We start from the raw sequence: 20,716 nt of genomic DNA on the forward strand, positions 1-20,716 counted from the left end.
CTCAGACCAAGACTTTGCCTCCGACTTCCTTCAGATTCCATCTCACGATGGACACCCTTGTCATTAGCTAGTGGTTCCCACTACCAAGCCCACAACGGACTTTCACCGTCAAGTTGTTGCCCATGCTGGGCGCACAATAAATAAGAGCTTCGAAATTTTTCGAAGCTCTTATTTATACTGCGTAATATAGTAATACAGTTTTAGTTAAAACATCTGAATAACTATAACTTACTGTTCTTTGGGTGTCACTTTCCAATCTTACAACAAAAATACTAGGATGAACACTTTCTATTACTCCATCATTTACAAGTATCTTCTTTCTTCCACCATTAGCTTTTAGTGTCACCTTTTCACCTACATGATTTTCAATATCTTTTCGTATGTTGGCTAAGGTTCTATTCTTTTCCATATGACCACCATCTTTCTAATTATATTATAAAGCTTTTTAGCACTTTTGTCAAATAAAACCAAATATTTTAACACTTTCCATCATTGTTGTCAATGTAAACTTTTTCTTTATTGTTAACCATTTATAGCATCTATTAATTATTATTGCATTTTTTATTGTTTTTTATTCACTTCTCAATATATTGGAGCAAAGACTTATACACAAACATACTATAGATTGTAATAATATATTTATTAGGAGAAGAAAATGGTAATAGGTGATACCGTAGTTAGAAGATCTTACGATAAAGATATAACTTTTAAAATAATAGATATAAGAGAAGTTAATGGTAAAGTAATATATATTCTTAAAGGAATTAGTATAAGAATAATTGCTGATTCACCTGAAACCGACTTAGAGCCTGTTGATGTTGACTTTATCGGAGAAAAAGAGAAAATATTAAATAGTCGAGTTAATGAAGCTATAAAAAAAGCAGTTAATACTCGCTCTGTAATGTCTACTAAAAGTAATCAAATATTATTATCTAGAGGAAATAAAAATCAAAAAAATACTCCAAATAAAGATTTAATGTTTGGACGACCTGGAAAGATTCTTCATATTGATGGAGATAAAGATTATTTGGAAACTTGTCTAAAAGTATATAAACAACTTTCATTAGATGCAGTTGGACGTGCTATTTCAGAAAGAGAACAAGCTAATCATGTTGTAGACTTAGTCAAAGAACTTAAACCTGATATAGTTGTATTAACTGGACATGACAGTGTTTTAAAAGAAAGCAATGATTACTTAGATTTAAATAATTATAGAAATTCAAAACATTATATTGATGCTGTTAAAGCTCTTAGAAATTATAACTCTAGCTATGATGAATTAGTCATATTTGCCGGAGCTTGTCAGTCATGTTATGAATGTTTATTAGATGCTGGAGCTAATTTTGCTAGTTCTCCAAGTCGTGTATTAATCCATTGCCTAGACCCCGTATTTGTCTGTGAAAAAATTGCTTATACAACTATTGATTCTGTTGTTTCAATAACAAATATAGTTGAAAATACAATTACAGGCATAAAAGGTATTGGTGGATTACAAACTCGTGGTAAATATAGAGAGGGATATCCTAAATCACCATATATCTAAAAATTTGGATAATTTAAAAGTCGGCTTTTAAAGCCGACTTTTAAATCGTATTATATTCATTTTTAAAATCATTTAAAAATCTAATGTATTCATCCTTTTCCTTTATTATACTTTCTAATTTACTATCAAAAGTATTTTGTCCCCAGTTAACTTCATTATAATAATATCTATTAGCTAACCTCCAATACCTTTGTGGAAATTGTAAATAAGCGTATAATACATTATATTCACACTCTTCTAGATTAGAAACCTCATTATAAGAATCTATTATTGCTTTTGCAAATTCAATATTCCATTTATTTCTCTTTAATACCTTTATCATAAAGTTTGAAATATCGAAAGTTCTTATTTCTCTCTTACAATAATCAAAATCTATTACACTAACAGAATTATCTTTTCCTAGTACAATATTATGATAAGTATAATCATGATGGCAGAAACCTTTTTCATTCTCAGCTATCTCACATAACCTATCATATTCTGATGACCTTAATGTATTTAAAGCCTTTTTTCCCATTTCCTTATAGAAATCCATTGACTTCAAATATAATAAATCAAAATCACTTTTTCTATTCTTTTTTCTAATCATATCTCTCATCTTATCTAATGATTTTATTCTTTTTTCCATAAGACTTGGCCATCTTCCAAGATCACTCTTTAATTTAGAATTTTCAGGTGGATCATATCCCTTAGATGCCTCGTGTAGCTTTGCTAACGTTGCTGCAGCTATTTTTACTTCATCTATGTTATGAAAATCACACTCTCTTCCCTCTAACCATTCAGATAAAGTATATAAATCTTCATTTACTAATGCATATGGCTCGCCATCTATGTTTAAAAAATATCTGTCTACAGTATTAAAGCCATTATTTATCAAATGCTCTTTAGCACCATAAACGAATAAAAGTTTTTGTGGCCCATAATTTATCTTCTTAAGACATCTCTCACCTTTATTTGTCTTCAAATAATAGATACCCTTATTAGCTTTTATTATATCTATTTTTATTTGAAATTGTCTTTCTATTTCAAATTCTCTCATCATATTCCTCACCCCCTCTATATTTATATGTATATATGCACTGTTTTATTAACATTTTTTATTTATTCTAATATAATAAATTATAACTACTTTGAAAGGATTAAATCATGAAAATTGGTATTGATGGAAGAGCCGCAAAATGGTATAGAGGTACTGGTATAGGAACCTATACCTATCAACTTATAACTAATTTAAGCAAATACGATGATTCAAATCAGTATCTTACTTTCATTCCTAAAGATTCTGATTTAAAGCTTGGAGATAATTTTTCTATAGAGTACTCAATAGACTCATCTAACAATAACTTTTGGGATAATGTAAAAGTTCCTAATTTATTAGACAACTTTAATATGGAACTATATCACGTTCCTCAAAATGGTGTAGGCCTTTCAGACAATATTAATTGTCCTAAGACTATTACATTACATGATATAATTCCACTAAGAATGCCTGAAACAGTAAGTGATCGCTATCTACGAATATTTAATGAAGAAATGCCAAATATATTAAATAATTGCGATGGAATCATAACAGTTTCAGAATTTTCTAAATTAGATATAGCTAATGAATTTAATTTTCCACTTGAAAAAATATTTGTTACTCCTTTAGCTGCTGAAGATATTTATAAACCAATAGATAGATTTTATTGTAAAAATGTAATAAAAGATAAATATCGTATAACTGATAATTTTATATTATATGTTGGTGGCTATAGCCCTAGAAAAAATATTATTGGCATTATGGAGGCATTTTCTCTATTAAATAATAATCTAAAAAAAGATTTAAAGATTGTAATTACAGGTAAAAAAGGACTCTCATATGAACGTTATAAAAATCGTGCTATAGAGTTAGGTATTATCGATTCTGTAATTTTCACAGATTTTGTTCCACTTGAAGATTTACCACTTTTTTATAACGCTTGTGAATTTTTAATTTATCCATCATTCTATGAGGGATTTGGACTTCCTCCATTAGAAGCAATGGCTTGTGGTACACCTGTAATTGCATCTAACATTACATCAGTTCCAGAAGTATGTAAGAATTCAGCAATCTTAGTTAACCCTAATGATGTTAATGAATTATCTTATTCAATGGAGAGAGTTTTAACAGATAGCTTTTTAAAACTAACAATGATTGAACGTGGATTGATTACTAGTAACAAATACTCTTGGAAAAATACAGCTTTAAATACAATTGAAGCATACAAAAATATAATTAATTTCTAAGTTTGTTAAATTTTATTTATTACTATATTTAATAAGGGTTATGCCATGGCATAACCCTTATCTTTTTATATTAAATTTTCATTTATATTTCCTAATAAATCATTTCTAAAAGTATCATTTTCAATCTTATCCTTAAATCTACTTAAAAATACCTCATAATCCCATGACTTTTGTTTTAAATAATAGTCCTTAGAAATATTAATAAAATCCCTTGGATAATTTAACATTGCAAAAATTATTTTCTTTTCTTCATCTGATACTTTAGAAATACTACTATAATCTTCTATTATTTTATTAATTATTTCTTTATCATAAGCATAATTTTTTATTACCTTTATAATAAAATTATATATATCCATCACCCTAATATCTATCTTACAATAATCAAAATCTATCATATTTACTTTATCTTCATCTATTATAAAATTGTGATGAGCTAAATCTAAATGGCATATAACCATATTTTTTATATCGGAGTAAAGCTCGCTATAAGAGCTCTCAGTTAATAAGTTTATACTTATATTCAAATCATTTTTTGCTTTTGAAATATTCCTTAAAAATAATAAATCAAAATCATTTTTATAACTAAACTTACTTATAACTCTCTCAGCTTCTGTAATAAAACATAAATCATTTAAAAATTCATATATTAAACTTTTAGATTTATTTAATACAATATCTTCCTTTGTTAAATTGTCAGTTATATTTATTGATGCATTATGAAAATTTGCTAAAGCTTTTGTACACCATCCTACTTCTATTGGATTCGTAAAAGTAGCTTCTCTTCCATCCATCATATCTAATAATACATAAGAGTTACCTTTCCACTCTGTAATTATATCTCCATTAGAATTTTTACAATATTGAAGTACATACTTATCCTTTTCTTTAATTATATTTAAAGTGTTATTTATAAAATTTATTCTATCTAATGATGAATTAGTTATTTTTAATATTTTCTTTCCCTTATCCGTAAATAAAACAAATACTTTTCTTAATGGAATAATGTCATAAACCTTTACTCCTAGCTTAAAAAAGAATTCTTCGCTTAAATCATAGCTACACAATATTCTTTTATCTATATATCTAAACTTATTCATTTCACTCCTCCATTCATAAAAGTTCAATACCATCTATCTTTTTAGCAATATCAATCTCTTTTATCCATTCTTCATAACTAAATCTTTCTCTGTCTTCCTTTAGCTTTAATAAAGTTTTAATTGATTCAAGTGGATAATTTGATAGTACAGTCATGTAATCTATACTATCTCTATTTAAATTTGATTTATATGCAAAATCATTTATTAACTTAATAATATCTCCTTTATATCCTCTTTTCCTTAATCTTTTTATATAGTTATAACAATCATTCTCTACCATATTATAGGATATATATCTAGTAGTTCTTATACAAATTGTTAAACCTTCTTTTTTCAAATTTCCTTCATCTACTCGTCCTAAGCATATATCATAATTATTCATACTCCTTACTATTATTTTTAAGTACTTATCCTCATCTAAAGCATTTAATGACTTATTAGCCCTACTTAGTATTTTATTTCCTTCATCTATGATAAATAAATCAAAATCACTCTTTTTATATTTTTCTTCAAGATATCTAATCATTTTTGATGTCTTTTTTATCTGAACAATAAATGACTCTATTTCTTTTCCTATAGAACTCTCAACTCTAGGAATTATATTTGCTTTTTTACCTTTCAATATTTTTTGTACTTCAATTATTAAAGATATTTGATTGTCTATATCCCAAGTATATTTTTTCCTGCTACCCTTAGGAAAGTTTTCTTCTCCAACAATAATTCCATTACTATTTAAAAATTCTAGTATGTCCAACCAATATTCCCCCCTTAATTGAAATACCTTTCTAAAAACTCTTCTCTATATTCAATATCCTCTAAATATTTATTAATCTTTTCTATAAAAAACTCTTCACCCCAAGGCTGTTGTTCCCAGTAATATTGAATTCCAACTTGCCAAAATGCTTGTGGAAACCTAATAAATTCTCTTATTAATTTTAATTCTTCTTCATATATATTGTTACTCTTGCAATAATTATTCAAAATTAAATTTGCCTTTTCTTTGCTCCACTTGCCATCTTTCATTGCTCTTATTAATAATGAAGATACATCATGTAAATGAGTATCTAAAATACAATAATCAAAATCTATTACATTAAACTCACCCTTATAATCAACTAAAATGTTATGATGTGCAAAATCATGATGACAAAATCCCCTTTTCATTACCTCTTTATCCATTATTTTTATATAATTACTTTCTTTAAGACCATTAATGGCAACTTTTCCTCGCTCTATTTCAGATTCTATATTATCTAAGTATATATAATCAAATTTAGATTTATATGCCTTTTGAGATATTCTATTTTTAAAATCTAATATCTCATTACATCTTGTTTCAAAAACATTTATCCAAGAGTACCATCCTATTCTAGGGTTCATATACTTATTTAAAGTAAATCCAGAACTACAATCATGAAGTTCTCCAAGTTTTTTAGCTACAGCCGCTAATTCTATAGGATTATTATAATTACTCACTCTAGATGGTATCCACTCTGTTAGATATGCATATTTATTTCCTAACTGTATATAGTCTCCACCTTGATTGTTCTTTAATATATTAGGAATCTTATTAAAATTTCTTCCTTGCAAATGTTTAATTGCTGATAAAATAAAATAAAAATGTCCAAAATCATATTTAATTATTTTTATTGCATAATTTTTATTTTTACTTTCAACTTTATAGCTATTCTTAACTTTTTCAAGGGATTTTATTTTTATATCATAATTAGATTCTATAGAGTTTTTTAGATTTTCTATATCCATAGCCAACTCCTAAAGTTTTATTCAATTCATTATATGAAATTATATATTTCATTGTGTTCACTATCACACAAATTACTTAATTATAATATTTATAATATTATAGGTTTTATAGGAGGCGTTATGCTTTGAAATTTTCAATAGATGCTAGGGGGATTAATTTATATAAGGGATCTGGTATAGGTACTTATATTGAAAATCTTCTTAGAGAACTTCTTAATATAGATACTAAAAATAATTATTCTATTTTTTGGACTGGAGAAAATTACGAAAATTATAAAAAAGATAATTCAAAAATTATTTTCACATCAAAAAAACATGGTACTTTTTATGAAAATTACTACTATCCAAATTATATTGAAGAAAACAACATAGATATGCATCATATACCTCAAAATGGCATTGGTTTAAATGAATTATATACATCACCCATAGTAGTAACTATTCATGATTTAATTCCTTATATCTTGCCAGAAACTGTTGGGCGAGGTTATCTACAAAGATTTTTAAGAGATATGCCTTTAATAGTAAATAACTCTAAAATAATTTTAACTGTTTCTGAATATTCTAAAAGAGATATAATGAAGTTTTTTCCTTTCGTTAATGAAGAAAAAATATTCGTTACACCTCTAGCTGCTAACAAAAGTTATAAACCATTAAATAAATCTAATTGTATTGAGTATATAAAAAATAAATACCGTATTGATTCACCATTTTTATTATATATAGGAGGCTTTAGTACAAGAAAAAATGTTAAGGAGCTTATTATAGCTTTTAAAAAAATTCATAAATCCTTAAAAAAGGATTATAAATTAGTTTTATGTGGATCAATAAAAGATGAAGGTATTAAGCTTCAACAATTATGTAAAGAGCTTCTAATCGATGATAAAATCATCTTTACAGGTTTTATACCCGATGATGAATTACCTTTATTTTATAATGCTGCTGAACTTTTTGTTTATCCTTCTTTATATGAAGGATTCGGATTGCCTCCTCTTGAGTCTATGAGTTGCGCTACTCCTGTTATTACATCTAATTTAACATCTATTCCAGAGGTAACTAAAGATTGTGCTATATTGATAGATCCATTTAATAAAGATGAATTAGCTTCTTCAATTCTTAATTTGTTGAATTCAGAATCTTTACTACAAGAATATAGTCAAAAAGGCCATAAAAATAGTCTAAATTTCACTTGGAAAAATACTGCTATTGCTACCTTAAAAGCCTATGAACATGTCTTTGAAAATATAAATAGCTAAAAAAACAAAGGTTATGAAAAATTTCATAACCTTTGTTTAAATTATATTAATTTGTTTTAACTGTAGTTTAATTTGAAGTTAATGTTATCGTAGCATTTTGAGTCTTTCCATCTCTTATGAATTCAATATTTATACTATCTCCCTCTTCTTTAGAGTTCTTAATTTCTTGTAACTCTTCAAAAGTCTTAATTCTTTTTCCATCAGCCTTAACTATTAAGTCTCCACCCTTTAATCCTGCTTTTTCTGCTGGTGAGAATTCATTGACTTCAACAATATAAAGACCTTCTTCCATATTTAATTTCTTAGCCATACTTTCATCTATAACTCTTATTGACACACCTAAGTTTAATATTGGTTTTGATAATGAATCAATCTTAACTTTTACATCATTAATAGGAATTGCAAATCCAATACCTTCTGCACCATCACTTGCCTTTAATGTATTTATACCAATAACTTCTCCCTTAGTATTTATTAATGGACCACCACTATTACCTGAATTAATAGCTGTATCTGTTTGTATTAAATTTGTGCTAACTCCTGTTTGTGTTTCAATACTTCTATTTAATGCACTAACTATACCTTTTGTTAATGTAGATGATAATTCCTTAGATAATGGATTTCCAATTGCTAATACTTCTTCACCTGGTTGTAATGCATCTGAATCACCTAATTCTACAACTCCAGGAACCTCTACATCTTCATTAATCTTTATCATAGCTACGTCTTGATCTGAATCGTAATTAACCACTGAAGCTGTTACTTCTTGCCCATCACTTAATGTTACAGTAACTTCATTTGCTCCCTCTATAACATGATAATTTGTTAAAATATATCCATCAGTATTTATTATAAATCCTGAACCCATTCCTTCAGCTTCTTGTTGGAACCATCCATTTACAGTTTGTATTGTTTTAGTAGATACCATAACTACTGCTGGTGCTACCTTTTGGTATATCTCTGCTGCTGATAGAGCCGTGCTATCTGTTGCAAATGAAACTGGATCTACAGTTACAGTATTACTAGAACTATTATTACCTACATTCTTACCTGTTACAAAATAAGTAACTCCAGACCCAATTACTCCTCCACATAACGAACATATAAGAGCTAATGCTATATATTTAGCAATTCTACCACCGCTTTTTCTTTTTTTCTTTTTCTCTTTACTTGGTTCCTCATTAAAACTATGTTTTACTTCCATTTGATCACTTACGTGAGCATCACTATAAGCTGCATCATAAATATTATCATTATCCATATATACTAACTCCTTTTTTCTTATTTTTATTTATCATTTATTCTATAGTTATAATATAACCACTCAATGTGTCAAATATATGACAATTTAGAAATACTTAATATAAAAAATAGACATCAACTTCTTGATGTCTATTTTTTAAGCTATTTTTTGTTTTCATCTATCTCTTTCAACTTCTTAATAGTTTGTCTTATAGCATTTAAAACATTATCCTTATCATTTAATGATAAGAAATCTTTATCACAATTAGTTGTATATACAGTTGTTAACTCTTCACTTCCTAAGTTTTTTAATGAATCATCTTGCTTCTTAGTAATCAAATAATATGGAATATCACTGAATACACCATCAACTTGGCTATTACTTTTTCCTTTAAGAATATTATTTAACTCATGATAAACTGCATTTGTATAATTTGACTTAGTTCTTAATGTTGAAAATTCATCTAAACTACTATCCGAAAGTCCAGATTCAAAGTCTTCTAGCTTTAAATCTAAATTTAGCTTGTCCAGAAGCATTGTAAGAGAACATTTTGAACCAATTCTTTCAATGCTTCTCCTAATCTTAGTAATAATTTGACTTCTCTTATACTCTTTAGTCTGAACTTCTTGCTCATTAATTGGATCTATCATTATAGAAGCCGCAACTGAATCCTTAAACTGTTGTGCAAAGCTTGTTAATACAAGAGATCCGTATCCCTCTCCAACTATTATATACGGTCCTGATAACCCTGCTTTTCTTAATAAAATCTTCAAATCTCTAGCTTGTTCTTCAGGAGTTCTTCCAGATGATCCATCACTATATCCATACCCCTGTCTATTGTAAACGAAAGTTCTTACATTATCATTTTCTTTTAATTCCTTTACTATAGGAGTCCATCCCTCTAAAGTAGCACCCATATCTCCATCAAAAATAATAGTATAACTACCTTCCCCTTCAATTCTATAATCTAATCTTAAATCGTCTACGGTAGTATAATTAACTCTTTTTTTTAATCTTTCCCCATCAACAAAATCAACTATGTTTTGAGTAACAACTCCAATAATTATTATTGTGACAATTATCCAAGAGATTATTTTAAATTTATCCTTAGGACTTCTTTGCCTCTTCATATTTACTGATCGCACTCCATTTGAATACGGCAAAAACTTCATTTTATTTCTCTCCCTATACTTTCTTATATACAATACATATTACTCTACTTAAGATTTTGAAATTATATGTACTTATTTATACATACTTAATTATATTATTAACTATTTAATTTTAAGTTAGGCTTTGCATTTAAATTTAAATCACTAATTTTTCCGTTAACAAAATTAAAGTAAGCTGCACTTCCAATCATTGCAGCATTGTCAGTACATAAAATTGGTTCTGGAAATAATACTTCTATACCTCTTTTTGAAGCTTCTTTAATAAGAGTTTCTCTTAAACTTGAATTAGATGCAACACCACCTGCAATTGCAATTGTCTTAATATTTCTCTTCTTACAAGTCATTAATACATTTTCTTTTAATACATCTATAACTGCATATTGGAAAGAAGCCGCAACATCAGCCTTATTTACTTCGATATTTTGCATTTTACATTTATTTAAATAATTAAGAACTGCTGACTTTACTCCACTAAATGAGAAATCTAAAGTTTCTTCATGGAAGTTAGCTTTTGGGAATACTATAGCATTTTGATTACCTTCCTTTGCTAATTTATCAATTTTAGGACCTCCTGGATATCCAAGACCTAATGCCCTTGCAACCTTATCATAAGCTTCTCCAGCCGCATCATCCCTAGTTTGACCTATCACTTCATAATTTCCATAGTCTTTAACATGTACTATAAAAGTATGACCTCCTGATACTACTAAAGACACAAATGGTGGCTTTAAATCTTTATGTTGTATATAATTAGCACAAATATGTCCTTCAATATGATTAACTCCTATTAAAGGTTTTTTAGTTGCAAATGATAACCCCTTTGCAAATTGTAATCCAACTAGTAACGCACCTACTAATCCTGGACCATATGTAACACCTATTCCATCAATCTTATCTAAAGTAATATCAGCTTCTTTAAGAGCTTCTTCAACTACTCCACTAATAGCTTCTATATGCATTCTTGAAGCTACTTCTGGTACTACTCCACCGTATTTTTTATGTGTATCTATTTGAGAAGCAATTACATTAGATAACACCTCTCTCCCATTAACAACAACTGCTGCTGAAGTTTCATCACAACTTGATTCTATAGCTAAAATATATTTATCTTCCATCTATTTTTACCTCTTCTTTTTACTATATAACACCAAAATGTATTATAACGTAATCATAAAACATAATCAAATTATTACTTGTTAATACAAATTTGCTCATGTATAGTTTAAATATAATAAAATCTTAATTTAGATTATATACTTTTAAAAATTTTTATTCACTATTTTTTATTTCATTTTATGGATTTTTAAGGATTTCTTAATAATTCCGTATTATTTTAATCCTTAATATATAATTATTACCATTATAATTTTATCTTATATCATTTTATTATTAATATTATTTGGAGAGAAAACACATGAAACCTTATGCAAAAGTAATAGTTTTAGGATCACCCATAACTAAATCAAACTTTAAATTACATAATAAAGATGGAAGGGCAATATTACCCTATAATACAGGAAAATCCCATGATAAGTACGCATTATACGAAGAAGAAATAGCTTATCATGCTAGAAGCCAAAATCCTAATATAGTATTCTATGAATCCCTTATTGCAGTATTAAAAGTTTATTATAAAAGCGAAAAAAGACATCCAGATACAGCTAATATAACTAAAAGCATATTTGACGGTATTGAAAAGAGCGGATTAATAGTTAATGATGCTCAAATTAGAAGAATAATAGTAGAAGAATTTTATGATAAGGAAAACCCAAGATTTGAATTAGAGCTATTTGGAGAAAGTGAATTTTCAGTTTCATATTCTATTACTCCAAAAGATTCTCCAGACGAAAAAAGAATTTACTCATCATTAAAAAAATCAGTAAATTCTACTGTAAAATCTTCAAAGACAAAAAAAATATCCGAAAATGTTAATGATTATATTGCATCTACAAATAAATGTTCTATTTGTAATAATATTTTAAAAGACAATAATTATATAAAAGCTGATAAAGGGAAAACTCTTATTTGTAAAAATTGCTTTAATAAATTATTTTAAGGAGGCTATTAATTATGAAAAATAAATATGTATTTTTAGGCGATAGCTTAATATTTGGATATGGTGTTAAACCTAAAGATAATTGGGTTAATAAACTTAAAACTAATTATGATTTAGATATACATAATAAAGGTATTAATGGAAGTACATCTACAGATATGCTTGTTAGATTTCAAAGGGATGTCCTTGATATATCTCCTAACATTTTATTTTTAATGGCTGGAACAAATGATTTACTTTCTAATAGACCTGTAACTTCTATTGTTAACAATATTGAAGTGATGATTAAAGATTCATTATCAAATAATATAGAAGTATGCATAGGAGTTCCCCCTAATATTATTCCTGAAATGGCAAATAAGCTTTTCATGATAAGTGATACTTATAATTATTGTAAAGAAAGTTTGCCTTTATTACGAAATGAACTATTAAATCTTTGTATTTCTTATTCATTAAAATATATAGACTTTTATTCATTAACAGAAAATGCAGATGGACTATCTAATTTATACCTTGATGGCATTCACTTTAATCCAGAAGGTCAAAACTTACTATTCAAAACCGCCAAAGACTTATTTAACTAAATTGTTCGTTAGAGCTTGAATGCCGTGATGCCGAAAAAATTGATTATATAATCTCCAGGAAGGAATATAATTTCACTAAGAATTTATATTATTGTTTACATAAAATCTACTAAAGCTTCGAAGCTCCTAAACGTCGCCTCAGCTTATTAACGTAGATTTTATTCCAATAATAATTAAATTCTAAAGTTCATTATATAATCTTCCTTCCGATAATATAATCAATTTTTTCTTTATCACTGGCTTTTAAGATTAAAGATACAATTTACCGTGTTATCACCTTAAAAGTTAACGACTTCTGCTATATATTTTATATACCGAATTATTAACTTTTAAATATATATTTTTTATGGCTAAAATTATAAATATACAAATTAACTATCATATCAGGAAAAGTTGTAGCAGAAAACATTAACTATAAAGGTAGCGTTATAAGCAAACACATGGAAAAAGAAAAAATGAAATATTAGTTTGGAGGGAACATTGAAATTAAGCCGTAGAATTTAATAATTGATGGAGTAAAATTGGCGTTAATAAGTTTTTACTGTTTGAGCGAATAGCGAGTTTAAAAACTTTAGCCAACTTTACGGAATCAATTATATAAATTCTAGGCGAAAATTTCACAGTTCCAGAAAAATAAATATTTCATTTTTTCGCTTCCACGTGGTGCGCAATAGAATTCAAATATTCAGATACTTGTTTTCCTACCTTGAATCCATTTGCTCCGCTATTAAATAATTCCTTAGCTCCATCTCTCATAGTTCCAGTTATAAATACACCCTCAACCGAAGTAAGGTTATTTTCACTACAAATTATATCCCCGTCCATTATTAGATTCATTTTTCTTATAAAATCATTATCAGGTAAATATCCTACAGGTAAAATTAAAGAATCACATTCAATAGAATTAATTTCATCTGTTTCGAGATTTTTAACTTTAGCTAAATTTACTCTTTCTTCACCTTCAACATCAATTACTTCACTTGTATATATTATTGGAATATTAAACCCATTAATAATATCTAACTCATCTCTATTAAAAGATCTTCTCTCAGTAACTATTCCTTTTATATTTGCCCCCTCAATTACTAATCTTCTTGCTAACATAAGAGTCCACATATTATCGCCTATGATTATAACCTCTTTTCCTGGCAAATATCCACTATAGTTAACTAATCTATGTGCAGAACCAGTCGTAAATATTCCCGTATATTTGTGAATTGGTATCATAATATTACCTGTATATTTTTCTCTACATCCTGCTGCTAAAATTATTGCATTTGCTTTAATCTCTTGTATTCCTTCATTAGGGTTAACATAAGTTATAATCTTATCTCTATTTATTTCTAGAACTCTAGTATTAACTTTATATTCTCCATCTAACTCTTTATAATCTTTTATTAGGATACTACCAAGCTCTGGTCCAGTAACAATATTATTTAAATAATATTCTCCAAATCCATTATTAATAAATAGATTTAAATTTCCACCTAGTACTTCTTCTTTTTCTAAAATTAGAACATTTTTAATTCCAGATTTTAAAGCAGAAACTCCAGCTGAAAGTCCTGAAGCTCCTGATCCAACTATAACTAAGTCGTATTTATTCATTCTTTGACCCCTCTCCAGCAATGGAAAGTTCCTTTACTAAAATACTTGGACTACCAACACTACTCATAGGGAATTTTAAGTCCCTTCCTATTTCTTCAACATCATTTAATAAAGTAAAGAAGTTTCCTGCTACTGTTATTTGCTCTACAGCCTTAGTTTTTACTCCATTTTCTATATAAAAACCTTTTGCTGCTAAAGAAAAATCTCCTGTTATAGAGTTTGCACCTGAATGTAAACCTGCAAAATCAGTAATTATTAATCCTTTATCTATTTTCTTTGTCATTTCTTCTAATGAGTTTATTCCTGGTTCGATATACATATTTGTAGGTGATACTGAAATAGGTGAAGCATATGAAGCTTTAAATCCATTTCCAGTAGACTTAACTCTTGCCTTATTAGCAGTTTTTAAATTATGAAGTAGACTTTCTAATTTACCATTCTTTATTAAATAAGTTTTTCCTGTAGCTACTCCTTCATCATCAAATCCAACTGATGCTAATCCATTTTCTAAATGTGGATCATCAACTAAATTTACTATATTAGAAGCAATAACTTCTCCTTCTTTTCCTTTTAAAAGACTTAATCCCTTTTGAACTGCATCTCCACTAAATACACCTGCAAATGTAGAAATAAGAGATACCATAGCATCACTATTTATAATTACTTTATAATTTCCTGATGGTATAGAAGTTGCCCCAACTTTACTTAAAGCTTCATCTACCCCCATCTTAGCAATTTCAAATGCATTAACTTCATCTAATGATTTTGCAACTACATATCCAAAACCATCATACATATTATCCACATCTTTAACAATTGGAACAACATATGCTGTTAATATATTTGATTTATTTTGTAAATTTAATCCCTTAGAATTTATTATTCCATATTTTCCTGAACTATAAGATACTGCACATCCACTAAAACTTTCTACTTTATCTGAATATTTCTTAGCTTCAGCTTCCATATCTAATGCAATTTTTATTAATTTATCTGCAGGAATATTTTCTAATGCTTCATAGTAAGTACTAACTTCTTTATATTCCTTATCCCCATCATAAATAAATTGAATATCCTCATTTTCAATGGCTAAAACATTTTCCTTTGCCTTATTTACAAGCATATCTATAGCATCTTCATCAAGTATCTCTGTATAAGAATATCCTATTCTATCTCCTAATTTTCCTCTAAAAGATAATCCTGCTGAATTATTAAGATTATATTTTTCAACTTCGCTTTTATATACACTTATACTTAAACTTTCTCTATCTACGTAATAAACTTCATACTCTGAAAAGCCAGCCTCATTAGCCTTATTAAATAAACTTCTTACAAATAAATCTAGTTCCATATTATCCCCTCCTATCTTCCACCTACAGTTATTTCTTTTACTCTAATCATAGGTTGACCTACATTTGTTGCAATACTTCCTGATGATGATCCACACATACCTTGGCCTTGTGTCATATTATTTCCAACCATATCTATATCCATTAATATTTCACTACCTTTTCCTATTAAGCTAGCTCCTCTAACAGGTTCTTGAATTACACCATTCTTAACTAAATATCCTTCTGATACAGCAAAGTTAAACTCCCCAGTAACAGGATTAACAGATCCTCCACCCATCTTTTTAGCATATAATCCATCACTAATAGATTTAATTATATCTTCAGGATTATCATCTCCATTAGCTATATAAGTATTAGTCATTCTAGATGTTGGTGCAAATTTATAGCTTTGTCTTCTTCCACTTCCTGTTGAAGGCATTCCCATTCTACGACCATTTAACTTATCAATCATATAAGATTTTAATATTCCATTTTCTATAAGAACATTTTTTTGAGTTTTATTTCCTTCATCATCTATATTTAATGATCCCCAAGCATTAGGAATAGTTCCATCATCAATAGCTGTTACTTTAGTAGAAGCTATTTGTTGTCCTAATTTTCCAGTAAATACTGAATTCCCTTTAGCTACAGCCGTTGCCTCTAATGAATGACCACATGCTTCATGAAATATAACACCACCAAATCCATTATCAATAGCAACTGTCATTCTACCAGCTGGACAATTTTTTGCATGTAACATTGTATATGCTTGCTTTGCTGCCTCTTTTCCATAATATTCAGGGTCAATCTCTTTAAACATTTCAAATCCCATATGCCTACCTGGCCCTTCAAAACCTGTTTGATTTTCTCCATTAGCAGAAGCTATAGCATTTATAGAAAGTCTAGTTCTTACTCTCTTATCTTCTGTATATAACCCTTCTGTATTTGCAATTAAAACATTTTGTTCCTTATCAACATACCCTACTCCAACTTGAACTATCTCATCGTGATAGTTCTTTGCTGCATTATAAGCAACCTTCATAACACCAATCTTTTTATTAATTTCAATTGATGATGGTGTAAGTAATATTGGATTAAAATTAACTGTATTTGCTTCATTAAGAACTATCATTTTTTCTTCTTTCAATTCACCTAATGCAAGTGCTGCCTTTTGTGCAACATTTAAAAGTGAAGTTAAGCTATTATTATTGGTATATGCATATACGCTTTTTAATCCTTTAAATATTCTAATTCCAATTCCATAAGTTCTTCCTCCTACAGAATTTTCAACTCTTCCATTTAATATACTAATTGAATTATTTAAAGTATCTTCTTCAAATATTTCTGCAAAATCCCCACCAGTTATTAAACATCTCCCAAGCACTTTCTCTGCTACTTCACGAGATAACATAAATCATTCCTCCTTTTTATCTAGACTATAAATATTACCCTAGACTTCTTTTCATTATATTTAATTATATATCATATCTTCTATTATTTACTATAAAATTATATTTCAATATCGTTTCTTAATAATAATTATAATAAAGCTTAGTTTTTACAAAAAAATAAAGCCAGCATAAAGCTGACCTTATAAATTTATAAAAATTATATTTTAATATCTTTTTTTCCAAAGTGATGGACTAAATAATATTAACATCGGATATATTTCAAGCCTACCAGCTAGCATACAAAATGATAAAACTATTTTACTAAAATCAGAAAAAGCAGAAAAGTTTCCTGTAGGTCCTACTAGCTCTAATCCTGGACCTATATTACTTAAAGTTGCTATTACTGCTGTAACAGTAGTAGTAATATCAAAATTATCAAATGATATTATAAATATTGCAATTAATGCAATAACTATATATGCAAATATGAATAAAAATACTCCTGATATAGTTTCTTCATTAACAATATTTCCATCTATTTTTACACTTTTAACTCTTCTAGGATGTAGTATCTTATCTATTTCTCTTCTTATGGCTTTTAAAATTATTACTATTCTTATAGTCTTAATTCCACCACCAGTTGATCCAGCCATTGCTCCCATAAACATAAGCATAACTAAAATCATTTTACTTATTGTAGGCCATAAATTATAGTCAGTTGTTGCATATCCAGTAGTCGTTATAACCGATGCCACTTGAAAGGCTGAATCTCTTATAGATTGTTCTATATTTCCACCATTAAAAGGCATTATATTAATTGCTATAATAACAATTGATCCAAATACAGCAATTAAATACCACTTTAACTCTTCACTCTTAAAGAAAGCCTTTATATTCCCTCTTATAATTTGGAAATATAAAACGAAGTTTACTCCAAATAAAAGCATAAATATAGTGATAATCCATTCTACTGCTGGATTATTAAATGCAGCTACACTGGCATTCATATTAGAAAATCCTCCTGTTCCAGCAGTTCCTAATGCGTGTATAATAGCATCATACCAAGACATTCCTGCAAACTTTAGAAATATTGTCTGAATTACCGTTAATACAAAATAAATTACATATAATATTTTAGCCGTTTGTCTTATCTTAGGAACTATTTTACCTGGAGTTGGTCCTGGACTCTCTGCTTTTAATAAATGTATAGTATTACCATTAAATGATGGCATTAATGCTAAAATAAATATAAGAAATCCCATTCCTCCTACCCAATGAGTAAAACTTCTCCAAAACAATATTCCCTTAGATAATGATTCAACTTCAGTTAATATTGATGCACCAGTAGTAGTAAATCCAGATGAAGTTTCAAAAAATGCATCTATTATAGATGGTATTTCACCACTAAAGATAAAAGGTAGTGCACCAAAGAAAGAAATTGCTATCCAAGCTAACCCTACAGTAACAAATCCTTCTTTCATATATATGTCTTTATTTTTTCCTTTAATTCTTGTAAGTGCCACGTATACAGGAATCATTATTACTATGGTATATAGGAATGCACTAGCATCACCTTGACCATAATAAATTGCTACTAAAAATGGAATTATTAAAAGTAATAACTCATATTTTATAACTTGCCCAATTATATTTAATACAGCAGGAAAATTCATTATTTATTTCCTCCAGCAACTATATGATTTATATCAACTATTTTATCTCTTTTAGTTATTATAATAACTCTATCTCCAATTTCTACTTTATCATCCCCAGATGGAATTATTATTTTATCATCTCTAACTATTGTAGCTACTATTGCATCACTCATAATATTAACATCTTTTAATTTTTGGTTTACAAATTTAACATCCTCTTTAATTAAAAATTCAACAGCCTCAGCTTGCTCATCAAATATTTTATAAATATTTTCTATACAACACTTATTTTTATTCTTTAAAAAACGTATATACTTTAATATTTTATTTGCTGTTATAGCCTTAGGACTAATTATAGTATCTATTCCAACATTTTTAGCTATAACATTATAATTAAATCTAGTAATCTTAGTTATTACATTCTTAACATTATTATTTATTGCAAATAAAGATGTAATTATATTTTCCTCATCTCTACCTGTTAATGCAATGAATGCATCTGCATCTTGAAGATTTTCTGATAAAAGTAACTCGTGATCAGTTCCATCACCATTAATTACAATTGCATCTGGTAATGTTTCATTTAATTCAATACACTTATTTATATTGGACTCTATTATCTTAGATGTAACTCCTAATTTATCAATTATATTAACTAAGTAATGAGTAATTCTTCCTCCACCTATTATCAATGGATTTCTTATTTTATCTTGAAATTTTCCTAATTTTTTAAAGAAAGTTTCTATTTTTTTATGTTCACCTATTACATAAATTTTATCATCCTTACATAATACAAAATCGCCACTAGGTATATGTATCTTTCCTGCCCTTTCTATTCCAGTAATTAATATTGAATCCTTAAAGTACTTAATATCACAAATTGCATATCCATCTAATCCATCATTTTCTAATATAGTAAATCCAACTAAATCAACTTTTCCTTTAGCAAATGTATCAACACTTCTTACTGATGGAAATTTTATTAATTTAGCTATTTCTAAAGCTGCTTCTTTTTCTGGATTTATTACTAAATCAATACCTAATTCATCTTTAAGCATTAATATTTCTTCAGAATATTGTGGTCCTCTTACTCTAGCGATTGTATATTTTGCTCCTAATTTCTTTGCAGCTAATGAACATAACATATTTACTTCATCACTTCCAGTAACTGATATTACTAAATCAGACTTACGTATTCCTGCCTCATGAAGTATCTTTAAGCTACTACCATTTCCCTTAACTCCCATTACATCTAACTTTTCTACAATTGAGTTCAAGACCTCTATATTATTGTCAACTACAGTTATATTATCTCCCTCATTAGAAAGAAATTTAGCTAATGTATATCCTACTTTACCAGCTCCAATAATTATAACTTCCATATTTTTTACCCCTTGTTAGTAATAATATTATTTTTCTTATGAACTAATTTAAATTAATAATTTATTTTAAAAAAAATAAAGCTAGAATTCAATTCTAGCTTTATTTGGCTCCGCGAAGAGGACTCGAACCTCCAGCCTATCGGTTAACAGCCGAGTGCTCCACCATTGAGCTATCGCGGATTATTATAAGAGAATTTATTCTCTGAAAATTGCATATGAATTATTTTTATTATTGGTCAAGCCCTCGACCTATTAGTATCAGTCAGCTACATACGTTACCGCACTTACACCTCTGACCTATCAACCTTGTGTTCTTCAAGGGGTCTTACTAGCTTATGCTATGGGAAATCTCATCTTGAGGGAGGCTTC

18 protein-coding genes, 1 tRNA gene and 1 rRNA gene are annotated in these 20,716 nt (G+C 28.0%); 5 read left to right on the top strand and 15 right to left on the bottom strand.

Annotated features, from left to right (window positions below; all coding sequences use genetic code 11):
- Nucleotides 1–172: 172 nt before the first annotated feature.
- Complete coding sequence (locus tag Q0Y03_RS12285) at nt 173–409, bottom strand: Veg family protein (RefSeq protein ID WP_297714104.1); 237 nt, start codon at nt 407–409, stop codon at nt 173–175.
- Between the two features lie 246 nt (nt 410–655).
- On the opposite strand from Q0Y03_RS12285, the gene yabG reads away from it, so the two are divergent.
- Nucleotides 656–1,543, top strand: coding sequence for a sporulation peptidase YabG (gene yabG, locus Q0Y03_RS12290; protein ID WP_297714105.1), 888 nt, complete (start codon nt 656–658; stop codon nt 1,541–1,543).
- A 40-nt stretch (nt 1,544–1,583) separates the two neighbouring features.
- Here yabG and Q0Y03_RS12295 read toward each other — a convergent pair whose 3' ends face one another.
- On the bottom strand, nt 1,584–2,585 hold the full coding sequence (locus tag Q0Y03_RS12295) for a CotS family spore coat protein (protein ID WP_297714106.1): 1,002 nt from the start codon (nt 2,583–2,585) through the stop codon (nt 1,584–1,586).
- 104 nt (nt 2,586–2,689) lie between these two features.
- Between Q0Y03_RS12295 and Q0Y03_RS12300 the strand changes: the two genes are divergently transcribed.
- Nucleotides 2,690–3,808: a glycosyltransferase family 1 protein gene (locus Q0Y03_RS12300; protein WP_297714107.1), complete on the top strand. Its 1,119-nt coding sequence runs from the start codon at nt 2,690–2,692 to the stop codon at nt 3,806–3,808.
- A gap of 65 nt (nt 3,809–3,873) precedes the next feature.
- Here Q0Y03_RS12300 and Q0Y03_RS12305 read toward each other — a convergent pair whose 3' ends face one another.
- The 3 genes from Q0Y03_RS12305 to Q0Y03_RS12315 are packed head-to-tail and all read right to left on the bottom strand — an operon-like array spanning nt 3,874 to nt 6,672.
- Entirely contained in the window at nt 3,874–4,908 is a 1,035-nt protein-coding gene (locus Q0Y03_RS12305) for a CotS family spore coat protein (protein ID WP_297714108.1), read from the bottom strand.
- Nucleotides 4,909–4,921: 13 nt separating this feature from the next.
- Nucleotides 4,922–5,662, bottom strand: a complete 741-nt coding sequence (locus Q0Y03_RS12310) for a hypothetical protein (protein ID WP_297714109.1) — start codon at nt 5,660–5,662, stop codon at nt 4,922–4,924.
- Nucleotides 5,663–5,676: 14 nt separating this feature from the next.
- Entirely contained in the window at nt 5,677–6,672 is a 996-nt protein-coding gene (locus Q0Y03_RS12315; protein WP_297714110.1) for a CotS family spore coat protein, read from the bottom strand.
- A 125-nt stretch (nt 6,673–6,797) separates the two neighbouring features.
- On the opposite strand from Q0Y03_RS12315, the gene Q0Y03_RS12320 reads away from it, so the two are divergent.
- Nucleotides 6,798–7,928, top strand: coding sequence for a glycosyltransferase family 1 protein (locus Q0Y03_RS12320; RefSeq protein ID WP_297714111.1), 1,131 nt, complete (start codon nt 6,798–6,800; stop codon nt 7,926–7,928).
- A gap of 67 nt (nt 7,929–7,995) precedes the next feature.
- Here Q0Y03_RS12320 and Q0Y03_RS12325 read toward each other — a convergent pair whose 3' ends face one another.
- The 3 genes from Q0Y03_RS12325 to tsaD all read right to left on the bottom strand — a co-directional run bounded on the left by Q0Y03_RS12325 (nt 7,996) and on the right by tsaD (nt 11,458).
- The gene (locus Q0Y03_RS12325) at nt 7,996–9,189 is read right to left on the bottom strand and encodes a trypsin-like peptidase domain-containing protein (protein WP_297714112.1); all 1,194 of its coding nucleotides are present in this window, start codon (nt 9,187–9,189) and stop codon (nt 7,996–7,998) included.
- Nucleotides 9,190–9,332: 143 nt separating this feature from the next.
- Nucleotides 9,333–10,343, bottom strand: a complete 1,011-nt coding sequence (locus Q0Y03_RS12330) for an alpha/beta hydrolase (RefSeq protein ID WP_297714113.1) — start codon at nt 10,341–10,343, stop codon at nt 9,333–9,335.
- 98 nt (nt 10,344–10,441) lie between these two features.
- Nucleotides 10,442–11,458 (bottom strand): tRNA (adenosine(37)-N6)-threonylcarbamoyltransferase complex transferase subunit TsaD, encoded by a 1,017-nt coding sequence (gene tsaD / locus Q0Y03_RS12335; protein ID WP_297714114.1) that lies wholly within the window; start codon nt 11,456–11,458, stop codon nt 10,442–10,444.
- A gap of 299 nt (nt 11,459–11,757) precedes the next feature.
- Here tsaD and Q0Y03_RS12340 point away from each other — a divergent pair, with 299 nt between their 5' ends.
- The gene (locus Q0Y03_RS12340; protein WP_297714115.1) at nt 11,758–12,399 is read left to right on the top strand and encodes a RusA family crossover junction endodeoxyribonuclease; all 642 of its coding nucleotides are present in this window, start codon (nt 11,758–11,760) and stop codon (nt 12,397–12,399) included.
- A 14-nt stretch (nt 12,400–12,413) separates the two neighbouring features.
- The gene (locus Q0Y03_RS12345) at nt 12,414–12,983 is read left to right on the top strand and encodes a GDSL-type esterase/lipase family protein (protein WP_297714116.1); all 570 of its coding nucleotides are present in this window, start codon (nt 12,414–12,416) and stop codon (nt 12,981–12,983) included.
- Nucleotides 12,984–13,625: 642 nt separating this feature from the next.
- On the opposite strand, the gene Q0Y03_RS12350 is transcribed toward Q0Y03_RS12345, so the two are convergent.
- From Q0Y03_RS12350 to Q0Y03_RS12380, 7 genes are all read right to left on the bottom strand, one after another.
- Nucleotides 13,626–14,588 (bottom strand): NAD(P)/FAD-dependent oxidoreductase, encoded by a 963-nt coding sequence (locus Q0Y03_RS12350; protein WP_297714117.1) that lies wholly within the window; start codon nt 14,586–14,588, stop codon nt 13,626–13,628.
- Nucleotides 14,581–15,939 (bottom strand): TldD/PmbA family protein, encoded by a 1,359-nt coding sequence (locus tag Q0Y03_RS12355; protein WP_297714118.1) that lies wholly within the window; start codon nt 15,937–15,939, stop codon nt 14,581–14,583. Before Q0Y03_RS12355 ends, Q0Y03_RS12350 begins: the two co-directional genes overlap by 8 nt.
- Nucleotides 15,940–15,950: 11 nt before the next feature.
- Nucleotides 15,951–17,330, bottom strand: coding sequence for a TldD/PmbA family protein (locus Q0Y03_RS12360; RefSeq protein ID WP_297714119.1), 1,380 nt, complete (start codon nt 17,328–17,330; stop codon nt 15,951–15,953).
- A 204-nt stretch (nt 17,331–17,534) separates the two neighbouring features.
- Nucleotides 17,535–18,983 carry a TrkH family potassium uptake protein gene (locus Q0Y03_RS12365; protein WP_297714120.1) on the bottom strand — a complete coding sequence of 483 codons (1,449 nt, stop codon included), beginning with the start codon at nt 18,981–18,983 and terminating at the stop codon, nt 17,535–17,537.
- Entirely contained in the window at nt 18,983–20,347 is a 1,365-nt protein-coding gene (gene trkA, locus Q0Y03_RS12370; protein ID WP_297714121.1) for a Trk system potassium transporter TrkA, read from the bottom strand. The genes Q0Y03_RS12365 and trkA overlap by 1 nt, the downstream gene beginning before the upstream one ends.
- A 105-nt stretch (nt 20,348–20,452) precedes the next feature.
- Nucleotides 20,453–20,527: transfer RNA gene (locus Q0Y03_RS12375), tRNA-Asn, on the bottom strand.
- Nucleotides 20,528–20,579: 52 nt separating this feature from the next.
- A 23S ribosomal RNA gene (locus Q0Y03_RS12380) occupies nt 20,580–20,716 on the bottom strand; the annotation flags it as partial.

Source organism: Clostridium sp., assembly GCF_026168755.1.
Lineage (GTDB): Bacteria > Bacillota > Clostridia > Clostridiales > Clostridiaceae > Clostridium.

Bases quoted from the DNA above. Each gene is read 5' to 3' on its own strand.
- Q0Y03_RS12285 (WP_297714104.1), bottom strand. From the start codon at position 409: ATGGAAAAGAATAGAACCTTAGCCAACATACGAAAAGATATTGAAAAT.
- yabG (WP_297714105.1), top strand. From the start codon at position 656: ATGGTAATAGGTGATACCGTAGTTAGAAGATCTTACGATAAAGATATA.
- Q0Y03_RS12295 (WP_297714106.1), bottom strand. From the start codon at position 2,585: ATGATGAGAGAATTTGAAATAGAAAGACAATTTCAAATAAAAATAGAT.
- Q0Y03_RS12300 (WP_297714107.1), top strand. From the start codon at position 2,690: ATGAAAATTGGTATTGATGGAAGAGCCGCAAAATGGTATAGAGGTACT.
- Q0Y03_RS12305 (WP_297714108.1), bottom strand. From the start codon at position 4,908: ATGAATAAGTTTAGATATATAGATAAAAGAATATTGTGTAGCTATGAT.
- Q0Y03_RS12315 (WP_297714110.1), bottom strand. From the start codon at position 6,672: ATGGATATAGAAAATCTAAAAAACTCTATAGAATCTAATTATGATATA.
- Q0Y03_RS12325 (WP_297714112.1), bottom strand. From the start codon at position 9,189: ATGGATAATGATAATATTTATGATGCAGCTTATAGTGATGCTCACGTA.
- Q0Y03_RS12330 (WP_297714113.1), bottom strand. From the start codon at position 10,343: ATGAAGTTTTTGCCGTATTCAAATGGAGTGCGATCAGTAAATATGAAG.
- tsaD (WP_297714114.1), bottom strand. From the start codon at position 11,458: ATGGAAGATAAATATATTTTAGCTATAGAATCAAGTTGTGATGAAACT.
- Q0Y03_RS12340 (WP_297714115.1), top strand. From the start codon at position 11,758: ATGAAACCTTATGCAAAAGTAATAGTTTTAGGATCACCCATAACTAAA.
- Q0Y03_RS12345 (WP_297714116.1), top strand. From the start codon at position 12,414: ATGAAAAATAAATATGTATTTTTAGGCGATAGCTTAATATTTGGATAT.
- Q0Y03_RS12350 (WP_297714117.1), bottom strand. From the start codon at position 14,588: ATGAATAAATACGACTTAGTTATAGTTGGATCAGGAGCTTCAGGACTT.
- Q0Y03_RS12355 (WP_297714118.1), bottom strand. From the start codon at position 15,939: ATGGAACTAGATTTATTTGTAAGAAGTTTATTTAATAAGGCTAATGAG.
- Q0Y03_RS12360 (WP_297714119.1), bottom strand. From the start codon at position 17,330: ATGTTATCTCGTGAAGTAGCAGAGAAAGTGCTTGGGAGATGTTTAATA.
- Q0Y03_RS12365 (WP_297714120.1), bottom strand. From the start codon at position 18,983: ATGAATTTTCCTGCTGTATTAAATATAATTGGGCAAGTTATAAAATAT.
- trkA (WP_297714121.1), bottom strand. From the start codon at position 20,347: ATGGAAGTTATAATTATTGGAGCTGGTAAAGTAGGATATACATTAGCT.